The following is a 12196-nucleotide window of genomic DNA, read 5'->3' on the forward strand; positions in this document are numbered from 1 at the left end:
AGGAGAAGACATGTCCGACAACGTGATCAGTGCCATCGACCCAGGCATCTTCCGAAATGTGATGGGGCACTATCCCACCGGCGTGGTCGTGGTGACGGGACGAGGTGACGACGGCTCCGTGCTGGCCATGGTCGTCGGGACTTTCAGTTCGGTGTCGATGGACCCGCCGTTGGTGTCCTTCATGCCGATGAAGACCTCGCGCACCTTCGAGAAGATGCGGGCCTGCGAGTCGTTGTGCATCAACATCCTCGGCGGTGAACAGGAGGACGTCGTCCTCACCATCGCGCAGCGTTGGAAGGACAAGCTCGCGGGCATCGACTGGTTCCCTTCGCCGTCGGGCGATCCGGTTCTCGCGGATTCGGTGGCCTGGATCGACACCCGCATCAGCAACGTCGTCGAAGCGGGCGATCACTGGATAACGCTCTGTGAGGTGCGGGATCTGGCCGTGACCAACCCGGTGTCGCCGCTGATCTTCTTCCAGGGTGGCTACGGCAGCTTCGTGTCGACGTCGCTGATGGCCCGAATGGACCACGAGATCCTGCCGACGATCCACGCCGCGCACGCGGCGCGCCCGCAGGTGGAGGCATTGGCGACGTCCGTCGGCTGCGAGGTGTCGGTCCTCACCGCGGTCAGCCGCGACGAGATGGCCGTCGTGTTGTCGGCCACCGCGCCGGGCGTCGACCGTGAGGAAGGCCTCGCGTACCGCATCCCGATGGTGCCGCCCATCGGGGACACGTACGTGTTCGACCAGGACGACGAGACCCGGGAGCGGTGGCTGGCGAAGCTCCGGCATGCCGACGATGATGTGCGACAGGTACATCGCGACCGTCTCGACTTCGTGCGGCGGCACGGTTACCTGGTGTCCTTTCTGCCCGATGCCTCGTCGACTGCGTACGAGGAGATGCGAGAGGCGACGAAATCCTATGAGCGAGGGCGGTTGACGCCTTCGCAGGAACGCGAGATCTGCGAGTCCATCGGGAAGTCGGCCGTCGACTATCGCCTCCGCGAGGTGCGACCCGATCAGACCTACGACGTCGGTTCCGTCGTCCTGCCGATCCGGGACGCACGCGGCGGATACTCGATGACGCTCCGGTTGTCGCAGTTGCCGCTGGGCGTGAACGGCTCTGAGGTCGAGGCCTGGATCTCGGAGGCGCGTGCGGTGGTCGAGGTGCTTGGCCGATGAGCGACGACGATGCCAGGATCTCGGCGCTCGTCGCGCGGGTCGAGACCCTGGAGGCCGAAGCCGAGATCCGGCGAATCCAGGCTCGATACATGTTCCTCTGCGACACCCCGTGTCCCGAACCCGGTCTCGCGGATGACGCCGAGCGCATCGAGCGCATCCTTGACCTCTACACCGACGACGCGGTGTGGGAGGGCGTCGGCGAGTACTACGACGGACAGTTCGGGCGTGCCGAGGGCAAGCAGGCGATCCGCGAACACTTCCAGCGCTTCTGGAGTGAGAAGCGGGACCCGGCACTGGTGCTCAACGCGCACTACCTGACGTCGGAGCAGATCCATGTCGACGGCGATGACGCCGAGGGACAGTGGATTCACATGCAGCCGTGGCTCTTCGGCGACGGCTCGGCCCTGCTGCGGTCGAGCCGGCTGAACAACGCCTTCCGGAGGGATGAGGGCCGGTGGCGGATCACCCGCACCCGCACCGAGAACGTCTTCATCGCCCCGCTTCCCGACGGATTCGCCGAGAGCTACCCCTCGGCGTCGGTGTTGATGGGCTGAGGCGTTCGACGCCGGTGACGGGTCACGCGCCTGTGGTCAGTCGGATCATGTAGACCGTTGCCGCCACGCCGAGGAGCAGGAAGGCGCCCGGGAACGCGATGTTGTAGAAGATGCGGGCCCGCACATGGGCGATGACCGCGCCGACGAAGAACAGAGTGAGCCCGGTTCCGGCGGCGACGCCGATCCAGGGTTCGATCGTCAACCCGAGGACGAGCCCTGCTGCTCCGGCGGCCTTGAGTGTCGCGAGGTGGGGCAGGAACCGAGGTGGGACGTGGACCTCGGCCGAATTGTCCAGCACGAACTCGGCCCGGGCGAAGTCGGCGATGGCGATACCGGCATTGGCCACGATGCATATGATCGTGGCGACGAACAGGGGAATGGTCATCGCCGGGGGCCCTTCGCTGGTCGGGTTCCGCCGCGCGGTGGCCGGGTCGGTACGGTCGACATGTGTCCTCCTCTGAGGTGGGTTGTCGGATGGACGATGTGAGTGTGGTGCTCTCATCCGTACCGACGTCCTGCCCCACGAGAAGGTGACACCCGGTGGTACCGACCTCAGAGTTCGAAGATCTACGACCGCAGCTGACAACCATGGCGTTCCGGATGCTCGGCTCGATCCACGACGCCGAGGACGCCGTGCAGAGCACGTGGCTCAACTCGCTGCGTGTCGACGGCACCGAGATCCGCAACCCTGCCGCATGGTTGACGACAACACTCACCCGGGTGTGTCTCGATCAGTTGCGCGCCCGCGGCAGACGACAGGAAGATCCGCTGTTCGCCGACGCTCTCCCCGCGGAGGCTGTCGCGGCCGACGAGCTCTACCTGCAACGCGAGAACGTGTCGCGCGCGCTGATGGTGGTCCTCGATCGGTTGACGCCTTCGCAACGCGTGGCCTATGTGCTGCATGACCTCTTTGCGGTGCCGTTCGGCGAGGTCGCAACGATCCTCGACACCAGTGTGGACGGTGCGAAGAAGCATGCGAGCCGGGCACGCGGCCGGATCGCGTCTTCGCGGTTGAACTCCGAGCTGGACCCTGAACTGCCGTCGGGTGATGCGTCCCTGGTCGTCGACGCCTTTCTGGCCGCGGCGCGCGGCGGCAGTCTTGATGCGATGGTCGCGCTGTTGGCCGAGGATTGCATCCGTGTCGCCGACCGGTCACTGGTACCGCCGGACACACCGACCGTGGTCCGGGGCGCCCGGGCGGTCGCGGAGGAGACCCGATTCTTCGCCGACCGTATCCGGGCAAGCACGCCGATGTGGCTGGGAGGTCGGATGGTTCATGTGATCGCACCGGGCGGTCACCCGCTCGCCGTCATCGATGTTGTTGTGGTCGACGGCCGCGTCGCGAGAGTCGACATCCGTCGCATGACATTTGCCACCGTGTCAGAGTGGTCCTGACCGGCGATATGGGGAGCTGCTCCGTCCGGAGCGGAATCTCTAGAACGGTGGCGGGTTGGCGTCGTTCCAGCGCTTCTCGGCGCGTTGGTGGCGCCGGAAGTCGTTGTCGCGCTGCGTGTCGAGTCTGTCGCGGGCGGGATGATCGGGTGACCGTCTGGGGAAGAGCTTGTTGAACAGGTCGCGTCCGCTGAAGGCGTTGCCGACGAACATGTGCCCGGTGGGTGTGGTGAACCAGGCGGTGCGGGACTCGTCTTGGTGGTCCTGCCAGCTGGTGAAGGTCTTGATGCGGTGATGGAACCGGCACAGCGGTTTGAGGTTGCTAGCTAGTCGCTAAACTAACCTCTGTGAGGAGTTCGAAAACTCGGGTCCAGTCAGCGGCAGTGTACGCCCGAGTCTCGGCCGATCAGGAGGGGAAAGGCCTTGGCGTACAACGACAATTGGAAGACTGTCGGAAGTTGGCGGCAGGACGTGGCTGGACTATTGGTCGTGAATACGTCGACAACGACGTGTCCGCGTACTCGGGGAAAATGCGGCCGGCCTACCGGCAGATGGTTGACGATCTGGCGAATGGGTCGCGCGATGCGGTGATCGTTTACAACTTGGATCGGCTCCATCGCCGGCCGGTCGAGCTCGAAGAGTTCGTCACATTGTGTGAACAGGTCGGGGTGCGCGAGGTTGCGACGGTGACCGCCGACATCGATCTTGGCAATGACGATGGCTTGTTCATGGCGCGGATCTTCGCTGCGTTTGCGGCGAAGGAATCGGGTCGCCGGTCTGCCCGGATCAAGCGCAAGGCACTGGCGAATGCGGAGGCGGGACTACCGCACGGAACGGCGCAGCGCGCATTCGGGTACGAGCAGGGAAATCTGGTGCTGCGTGAGTCCGAAGCGGCGGTGGTACGGGATCTGGTGGCCCGGACGATCGCCGGGGAGTCGATGCGGTCGCTGGCGCAGTGGCTCAATGATCAGCAGATCCCGACCGTCAGTGGCAAGCCGTGGGTTACCTCGACACTGCGGACGTTGGTGCGTTCGGGTCGAATCGCAGGTTTGCGTGAGTTGCATGGTGAGGTGATCGCGCCGGGGGTGTGGGAGCCGATCATCACTCCTGCCGAGCGGGATCAGGTGTTGGCGGTGTTCGCGGCGAAAGCGCGGGCGAACAAGCGGGTGCCGCGCCGTTATGTGTTCTCGGGGATGCTGCGGTGCGGCCGCTGCGGGCACATGCTGTACTCGGTAGCGCGCATTGAGACGAAAGCCGAGAAGCGAGTACGCCGGTATGTGTGCAATTCCGGTCCGGATTTCGGTGGCTGCGGTCGGCTGACGGTCGTTGCGGTTCCGGTCGAGGAGTTGTTGGTGGACGCGGTGCTGACCCGGCTCGATTCGCCGGGGCTGCGGAAAGCGTTGGCCGGCAAGGCTGCCCAGAGCCCGGACACCGCACAGTTGACTGCGCAGGCCACGGCCGACACGGCCAAGCTTGATGAGTTGGCCGGGCTGTATGCGGATGGGGCGATCACCGCACGTGAGTGGATGGCAGCTCGCAACCCGATCGAGGAGCGAATTCGTCGCGTGCAGAAGGACATTGCGGCTATATCGTCCGACGGTGCGTTGTATGAGCTTGCCGGGACTGGACAGTCACTCCGGGAGGGTTGGGAGATCCTGTCGATAGACCGGCAACACGCCATCATCAAAACGGTCCTCGATCACGCGGTCATCGCGCCGGGCACCAAAGGCGCCCGAACACTGGACATCAACCGTGTCCAGCCGCAGTGGCGGGTATGACCGATCAATTGGGCCATTCGGCGGTGGCCGGTCAGATGCGCTGCGTGTCGCGGACGGCGGCGGTGATTTCCTCGCGGATCAGCAGGCGCAGCCGCTGATCATCGGCATGTTGGCGTTGTTCGTCTCCGCACGGTTTGAATCCTGCCGCATAGCTCAATGCGAGGACCATCACGGCGAGAAGCAGTGACGTGGATTCGCTGCTAGCGTCGTGGCTGGAAAAGTCGGTCGCCACCGCGGTGAACCATGCTGCTCCGGCGAGAATCCATCCGACATAGGTCGCGATCGTCGGCCGCCACCGGGGCCGCAGCCAAGTAGCGGTGCCCATCACCGCAATGAACGCGGCGACCAGGGCCAGCGCTCCACTGCGGTCGACCTGCCTGAGCGGGCCTTCGACTGACCAGATGAGCGCGTCCAACGGGATGACCGCAATGAGAGTGATGCAGAAGATCGCCATGAATCGGCCATAGACAGTCATCGGTGCTCCTCACAATTTTCCGGGGTGTCCGCTTTCTGGGGTGTCCGCCGATCGTCGCAGGTGCCACCGACAACTCTGCTCTGCGGCGACGTGCAGGCGCCGCCAGTCGCTTCCGCGTCGTCCGGGATGAATACGTTGATGCGGAGCCGCAGTCAGGTCGCACACGAACGATCGGCGTGGTCGTTGCCGTGGAGGTGATCTGCGGCCGCCTGCTCGTTGCTGGTGTCTGTCAGCGCGGCCGGTTCACGCCGTTTGTGAGTATCCGCCGAGGGTATCGGCGCAGTCCGCGCAGAGTGTTCTGATCCCTTGTCCCGTGCTGCGCTGCCGGATCCCGCCGTGCCCGCAGCGTTCGCATGTGTTGCAGCTGGCGGTTTCGGCGGCTGCGACGAGGTCGTCCATCCGCTGCTCATTCGTGGCGGGCAGGCCCGGCGAGGTGGCGAAGTAATATCGCAGTGCGCCGAACTTTTCCTTCACCTGGTGCACTTCGTAGCCGGGGTCGATGGCGGCGAGTTGGCGGTCCAGCTGGCAGATCAGCCGATACCAGCCCGCGTCGCAGGAGATCCACCGGCCCCAACCGTCGGGGATGCGGCACAGTATCGCCGTCAACGCCTCCCGGTAGGGCCCGGCATCGTCCGGAATGTGTAGCTTGTCGCCGGTGTGTTCCGGATCGATCTTTGTCAGCGACTGCCAGAGGGCGGCAGCCGCGGCCTGGCGCTCGTTCGTATCGCCGCCCGTATAGGCAGAGCGCATATCCGCGCCGGCGGCGAATGCGGCGCGGTACCGTGCGGCCTCAGTGGCCGACAGCTCTTCTGGCACATAGCCAGTGTGGCACCAGCTGCTGATCGCCGCCATCCAGTTTTCGTCGGTCAAACAGGCCGCCCGGGCGATCGCCTGATTCGGCCAGCTCGCCAGTGCGATGGAGTATCCGACAACCTGGTATACGCTGTGCAGTCCCTGCCCGATCCTCGTGCCGATCGACGAATGTTGGGTGAAATCGCCACGGACAAAACCGTTTTGGTGTTCGCGTGGCAGATATTGATGCGCGTACCGGTGATTGGTTGTCGGCGGCGCATGGTGCTGCCGCGACGCCGCGAGCATCGTCTTGCCCTCTGCGGTCGTTGGTTACCTCAGGTTTTGAGAAGTACGGCGATCTGGTTGACGATGGCGGGGTCGGTGATGGTGACAGGAACGCCTTGCTGCTTGCAAGAATCGGTCAACCATTTCCGAAACACGCTCTCGTCCAGTCGGTGTGACTGAGTGTGGACAGGTCGGTCCAGCGCTGCGATCATGGCGGACCACCCGCTGGCCATGCGTGTTCGCGCCTTGCCCAGAGTTGCTCCATGTGGCGATGGGCGGCGGCGAGGGTGAGTTGATAGTCGCCGTGGGTGAAATGTCCTGCGCCGGCGAATTCCCAAGGTTCGCAATCACTCTCACCCTGGTTGTCACCGTGACCGTCGGCGTTGTCAGCGGTGCCGTGTTGCTGGCGCCAGACGGCGCGGATCTGGCGCAGGTGCCCGAGGGTGGTCGAGTAGTGGCGGGATTTGGTGGTGACGTGTCCGCGATAGCCCAGTGTGTGGAGCCAACGGACCATCGCCGCGTACTCATCGGGTTGTTGGTCAGCGAGGTCGCGCAGGGTGTGCCATATCTGCAGGACATGACGGCTGACCTGGACAGCGATGGTCGGGTCATCGATCGCGGCGGGGCTGATCGGCCGCGGACTGATCCCGGCATCAGTGACGGATTTGGTGACGTATTTGGCGAGGTAGCCGGCGATCTTGCGTCGCTGCCGCTCCGGGATCGAGGCGTCGAGGGGGCGGGCATCGATTTGGGGCCCGAACCGTAGCTCCCGCACACCATCCGGCATCGATGTGTCAGGGACTGGGAGGACGATGCTGCGGACGGCTTCGGCGGCGAGTGCGGCGAGGTCGCTGCTGCTGACCGGAAAATCGATTGCGCCGCATTGCTTTCCGGTGGTGTCGGGGTGGTCGAGGCGAACGACCGCGTGGTAGTGCGGGATGAGCCGGGTCTGGTTTTCGTGCACTTTCAGGAATGACAGCCGCACAGCATCTTTCGCCAACCCCAACGCCTTCAGCTGGGCGGCAAGCAGTCGTCGCAGTCGCATGGTGAACCGCTGCCACAAGCTGGGCGCCCACCAGGTGAACAGCACATGCCCGCGATAGTCGTAGGTGTCGGGCCGGCGGGGCTGACCGGCATGGGTGCGGTGCGCGGTCGGATACACCGCCCCGAACGACGGCGCAGTCAAGGTCAGGAACACCTGCGGATGCTGCGTGACGGTGTCGGGGATGTTGTGGTGCCCACCGAGAATGCCGGCGTGCACCAGCTGCCAGGTATCCCCGGCATACAACCGCGAGCAGGAGATACAGACCGCGGCACGGCGATTCCCGCACCGCATGCTGAGCCTGTCGGCGGCGACGACACCGTGGCGCCGCTGCAGGTGGATCGGGTGCAGGCAGTAACCGGTCGCCCGTACCCTCGCTGCCCACCGCGGGTAGTGCTGGCCGCCGGCGCGGCGCAGCATCTCCCGGACGGTGGCGGCATCCAAGTCTGCTGCGGGTGTGGGCAGCAGCGTGGGTGGCGGGTTGGACGACACGATATCGGCCTTTCCCTACTTCTGGCCGTGGTCGGGGTGGCCGTAGCGGCGGACGAGGGCCGCGACGTCGTTGTCGGTGTAGTGGAAGGCGCGCACGAGGATGGGTGCGGCCGCGCCGTCGACGGCGAGGTACCCGACCCCGGGCAGATCATCCGGGATCTGATTGGCGGCACCCCCACGGTCGATGGCGCCGGGACCGAGGATCATGGTGGTTTGGGTGGGTTCGGCCATCCGCAACGCCAGCCGTGCCGGGAACAGCTGCCGCATCGGCACAATCTCCTTAGACGGATCTTGCACGGCGGCAACCACACTGACCCCGACCGCGCGCCCTTGTGTGAGCAGCAGCCCGAGGTGCTTGTCGATGGCGGTTTTGGTGGTGCGGTCGGTGAACGCGGTCAGCGCCGCCAACTCATCGATGATGAGGATGATCAGCGGGTCTGCCGGTGTTGGGGTGTGCAGCCGAGTGACCCCACGCAGCCGCTCCGCCCGCTCGGTCATCAGCGCGGCGGCGTCCGCGAGCATGTCGGCGATCGTGTCGGGGGTGTAGGCGAACCGCGCGAACAGCGGTGCCCCGGCACCGAATTCCATGCCGCCCTTCGGGTCGGCGACCCAGAGCTGCACGTCGCCGGTAGCGGTCAGGGGTGCGATGGCACCGATCAACGACCACAACACGGAGCCTTTGCCGGAGCCGGTGACCCCGCCGATCAGCAGATGGGTGCCCAGGATCGGCAACCGCCACGGAGACCCGTCGTCGCGCTGCCCGAGTTGCAGTGTCCACCGCCGCGACCCACCACGACTGACCGACCCCGAGCCAGTCGGGGTCGGCGTGATGGGTTCTGCGAGCGGCTGAGCGCGGCGCACGGCCAGCTCGATGACCGCGGGCCCCGGACGGGTCACTGTGACGCTGTCGGCAGCGAAGGCGTCAGCGAGTGCGTCTGCGGCTTTGTTGAAGTCGGTAACGGTTTGGCCGCGTAGCGGGTGCACTGTGAGTACATCATCGGTCGCGGCGAACTGCACCCGCAGCAGTTTCGGCACGAGAACCTGATCACTGCGGGTGCGCGATAGCCCGCAGTCGGTGCAGACCGCGGTCCACGACCGGTAGCGCCGCCACACCAGATGATGGAACCGGATGCGGTCAATGGTGTAGCGCCGCAACGATATCGGCGAGTACACCGACCACGCGATGACGGCGGCACCCGTGGCGATGGCCGCGATGATGGTCCACACGGCTCCGGTCCGCCAATAGATGACGCCGAGGCCGATCGCCGGAACGGATACGACGGGTAGCCGCCACGCCCACACCAGGATGAAGCGGGCCAGACGCCATAGCCCGGTGGCGATCGATCCGGCGATCTCGTCGGCGGTGGTATCGGGTTTGCCGCCTTTGTTCGGCGTCGGCGAGGGCGTGTCGTTCATGAGTGGAATCCTTTGGAGTGCAAGAGAGTGTCAACTTGGGGATGGCTGAGTTTGATGGCCGGTCGGTAACGACTCGGCGGGCCGGCGGGCCAGGGCGATCACTCGCGGGATCGTCCTGGCCGAGCGGGTTACTTCTGCCGCCCCGCGGTAGCGGTGTCGGCAGGGACGATCGAGTCGGCGCGGAACGCGACACCCGAGCGGTCGCCCTGACTCCATGGAATCGCTACCAGCCCGGTGACGGTCACCTGCTGCGTGACAGTCAGTTTCGGGTCACCGGCCACGGTCACGGTGATGATCTCGCCGCCGGACTCGTCCAGGGCGAGCAGCTGCACGCCGTACTGGGCCAGACCCGTGACCGGGTCGAGTTTGGCGCCGCCGGTGTCGAAATTCGTCTTCGGCTCCGGCTCTTTGGTGACGAGGTGCCGCGTGGTTGCGGTATCGATCTTCAAACGCATGATGTTCCTGCCTTCTGTGCTGGTGGCCGCGTGTTCGGCCACCTGTTCAGCACAGCCGTCGCCGGCGCCGCAGAAAATTGACAGGGGTTAGCAGGGGTCAACATTCGGACACGCGATGACACCATCGACCGCTGGTGATCGGGCACAATCGGAAAGCGATGACAGCGCCGCTTCCGAATCTGCAGCCGATGACGCCGGGTCAGGCGATTCGCGCTGCACGCGCCCGGCGTAAGTGGTCGCAGAAGACGCTGGCACGGCATATCGCCAGGGTCAGCGAAGACCGGGGACTGATCGCCGACGTCGAATCGTACAAATCGCAGATTTCGCGGTGGGAGAATGATGTTGTCAATCCGTCGCCGGCGACACGAGAGATGCTGGCGGAAGTGTTCGAAACTAGCGTCGAGGAATTGTTCGGCCTCCCCACCGATTCACAGCTGCCGCGGCCACTAATCCTGGAAGCGCGTGTCACCCCAGAAACACTGGCGTTGTTGGAGGATCGGCGGTCGGTGACGGTGCGTACCGAACACACCTTCGGCCCGTACTGGGCCATTCGCCAGCTCAGCGACGATGTGGCGATGGCGCTCGACTTCCTGAAAATCGCCCCAGAGCAGCACCGTTCAACGTTGATCCATTTGGTTGCCCGGCTGATGGAGCTGCAGGGTTGGACCCTGCAGGAATCCGGGCACACCACCGAGGCGGTCATGAGGACCGATCAGGCCAAGATGTACGCCGAAATGTCCGGCGACCCTGCGCTGCACGCGATGGTCACGATGCGTCTGTCGAACACATTGACCGTAAGCAATCCGCAGCTGGCGGGCATGTACGCACAGAAGGCCCATGACCTCGCGGCACGCGAGGCCGAATCCCGTCTACATGCCATCCTCGCCCGCCAGTCAGCGCTCGCTGCCGCACACATGGGTGATCAGCATGCCGTCGCCGACCACCAAGCCCGCGCGGATGATTATGTCGACGCGACACCACACAAGCTGGTCGGCTACGTCGACCGGTCCTATATCGACAGCGAGATGGCATACGCCCATCTGCTCCTCGGGGACGCGGCCACCGCGATGACACTGCTGGCCGACCATGTCGCGCAATGGCGCAATCCCGGTCAAGCACGCGACCACGCCGTCGCCCGGGCACGCTATCTACATGCGCTCTGCCTCGCCGGGGACTACACCGGTGCCCACACTGAATACGAGACAACGCTGGCCGCCTACAGTGGTGCGCCATCAGCACGGGCCCGCAACTCCCTGCGCGGCGTCCTCGCGACTGCGGCGATCGCCCGGCCTGGTTCATGCCAAACCTCGATCGCCACAGCCATCCGGCGACATATCACCACCGTTTTGAGCGAAGGAGCCGCCACATGACCGTTTTGCCAACCACCACCAGCACCGACGACGCTGCCCGCGCTGCGATCGCAGTGCTCCCGGTCGGCGCGCTCGAACAACACGGCCCACATCTGCCACTGGTCACCGACACTCTCATCGCCACCGCCATCGCGGAAGCGGTCTGCCTGCGCCACAACCTCTTTCAGTTACCGCCGATCACCTTCTCCTGCTCACACGAGCACATCGCGTTTCCCGGTACCGTCAGTCTTAGCGCAGCGACCCTTACAGCGGTGATCGCCGACATCACCGCATCACTTAACGCCCAGGGAATCAGCCGCCTGCTGATCGTCAATGCACACGGCGGCAACTACGTGCTGTCCAACATCGTTCAGCAAGCCACCACCAGCGCGCCCACGACCGCGCTTTACCCCAGCCGCGACGACTGGGATCAAGCACGCACAGCAGCAGAGATGATCACGAACAGCCACGACGACATGCACGCCGGCGAACTCGAAACATCCATCCTGCTCGCCACCACACCCCAGTACCTGCGCGACGGCTGGCAGAACGATGATCACGAGGTGTCCGACCGGCGCCACCTCGCAACCCTCGGCATGCACGCCTACTCCAACTCCGGCGTCATCGGGCGCCCCTCGGCAGCAACCGCGGACAAAGGAACCGCCGCGCTCGACTACCTAGCGTCCAACTCCGACCACATCATCAGCATCCTTAACCAGAGTTCCTAACAGCGGCTCCGCCTCCGCTCGTTCTGCTCCCGTCCGCTGCGCTCCCGTCCGCGCCACTCGCTCCCGCTACGCCCGCCGTGCGGCCGCCCCGACCCCTATCCACGTGGAGACCACCAAGTCAGCGGCGTGTTCAAACTTTCTCTACTGCTATCAAGGCGCGCTTCGCGCGCGGTGCCGGCGCCGGGGCTCCGACTTCGTCTCGCCCCGGGCCGACACCAGCCACATAGGTCCGGATCCATCGGCGTCGAAACCAGG

13 protein-coding genes are annotated in these 12196 nt (G+C 65.1%); 6 read left to right on the forward strand and 7 right to left on the reverse strand.

Annotated elements, in window-relative coordinates; genetic code table 11:
- Positions 1–10 precede the first annotated feature (10 nt).
- Together FFS52_RS12825 and FFS52_RS12830 are read left to right on the forward strand one after the other, a co-directional pair.
- On the forward strand, positions 11–1183 hold the full coding sequence (locus FFS52_RS12825; protein ID WP_055475118.1) for a flavin reductase family protein: 1173 nt from the start codon (positions 11–13) through the stop codon (positions 1181–1183).
- Positions 1180–1737, forward strand: a complete 558-nt coding sequence (locus FFS52_RS12830; RefSeq protein WP_055475075.1) for a nuclear transport factor 2 family protein — start codon at positions 1180–1182, stop codon at positions 1735–1737. Before FFS52_RS12825 ends, FFS52_RS12830 begins: the two co-directional genes overlap by 4 nt.
- 22 nt (positions 1738–1759) lie before the next feature.
- Here FFS52_RS12830 and FFS52_RS12835 read toward each other — a convergent pair whose 3' ends face one another.
- Complete coding sequence (locus FFS52_RS12835; RefSeq protein ID WP_055475074.1) at positions 1760–2122, reverse strand: DoxX family protein; 363 nt, start codon at positions 2120–2122, stop codon at positions 1760–1762.
- A gap of 155 nt (positions 2123–2277) precedes the next feature.
- Between FFS52_RS12835 and FFS52_RS12840 the strand changes: the two genes are divergently transcribed.
- Positions 2278–3132 carry a sigma-70 family RNA polymerase sigma factor gene (locus FFS52_RS12840; protein ID WP_055475073.1) on the forward strand — a complete coding sequence of 285 codons (855 nt, stop codon included), beginning with the start codon at positions 2278–2280 and terminating at the stop codon, positions 3130–3132.
- Between the two features lie 39 nt (positions 3133–3171).
- Here FFS52_RS12840 and FFS52_RS23895 read toward each other — a convergent pair whose 3' ends face one another.
- Positions 3172–3342 carry a hypothetical protein gene (locus FFS52_RS23895; protein ID WP_223258865.1) on the reverse strand — a complete coding sequence of 57 codons (171 nt, stop codon included), beginning with the start codon at positions 3340–3342 and terminating at the stop codon, positions 3172–3174.
- A 170-nt stretch (positions 3343–3512) separates the two neighbouring features.
- On the opposite strand from FFS52_RS23895, the gene FFS52_RS12850 reads away from it, so the two are divergent.
- Complete coding sequence (locus tag FFS52_RS12850) at positions 3513–4907, forward strand: recombinase family protein (RefSeq protein ID WP_055475072.1); 1395 nt, start codon at positions 3513–3515, stop codon at positions 4905–4907.
- Positions 4908–4938: 31 nt separating this feature from the next.
- Here the strand turns inward: FFS52_RS12850 and FFS52_RS12855 are convergent, their stop codons facing one another.
- The 5 genes from FFS52_RS12855 to FFS52_RS12875 form a co-directional block, all read right to left on the reverse strand.
- A complete protein-coding gene (locus FFS52_RS12855) occupies positions 4939–5382 on the reverse strand; it encodes a hypothetical protein (RefSeq protein WP_137809918.1) in 444 nt (147 codons plus the stop codon).
- 243 nt (positions 5383–5625) lie between these two features.
- A complete protein-coding gene (locus tag FFS52_RS12860) occupies positions 5626–6480 on the reverse strand; it encodes a hypothetical protein (RefSeq protein WP_055475070.1) in 855 nt (284 codons plus the stop codon).
- Between the two features lie 187 nt (positions 6481–6667).
- Positions 6668–7993 (reverse strand): replication initiator, encoded by a 1326-nt coding sequence (locus FFS52_RS12865; protein ID WP_083229338.1) that lies wholly within the window; start codon positions 7991–7993, stop codon positions 6668–6670.
- A gap of 15 nt (positions 7994–8008) precedes the next feature.
- A complete protein-coding gene (locus tag FFS52_RS12870; protein WP_055475067.1) occupies positions 8009–9409 on the reverse strand; it encodes an FtsK/SpoIIIE domain-containing protein in 1401 nt (466 codons plus the stop codon).
- Positions 9410–9537: 128 nt separating this feature from the next.
- Positions 9538–9864, reverse strand: coding sequence for a hypothetical protein (locus tag FFS52_RS12875; protein ID WP_055475117.1), 327 nt, complete (start codon positions 9862–9864; stop codon positions 9538–9540).
- Between the two features lie 158 nt (positions 9865–10022).
- Between FFS52_RS12875 and FFS52_RS12880 the strand changes: the two genes are divergently transcribed.
- A complete protein-coding gene (locus FFS52_RS12880) occupies positions 10023–11234 on the forward strand; it encodes a helix-turn-helix transcriptional regulator (protein ID WP_055475066.1) in 1212 nt (403 codons plus the stop codon).
- Positions 11231–11941: a creatininase family protein gene (locus tag FFS52_RS12885; protein WP_055475065.1), complete on the forward strand. Its 711-nt coding sequence runs from the start codon at positions 11231–11233 to the stop codon at positions 11939–11941. Before FFS52_RS12880 ends, FFS52_RS12885 begins: the two co-directional genes overlap by 4 nt.
- Positions 11942–12196 lie beyond the last annotated feature (255 nt).

The sequence above is a fragment of the Gordonia sp. ALPHA1B1 genome (assembly GCF_005502615.1).
GTDB lineage: Bacteria > Actinomycetota > Actinomycetes > Mycobacteriales > Mycobacteriaceae > Gordonia > Gordonia hongkongensis.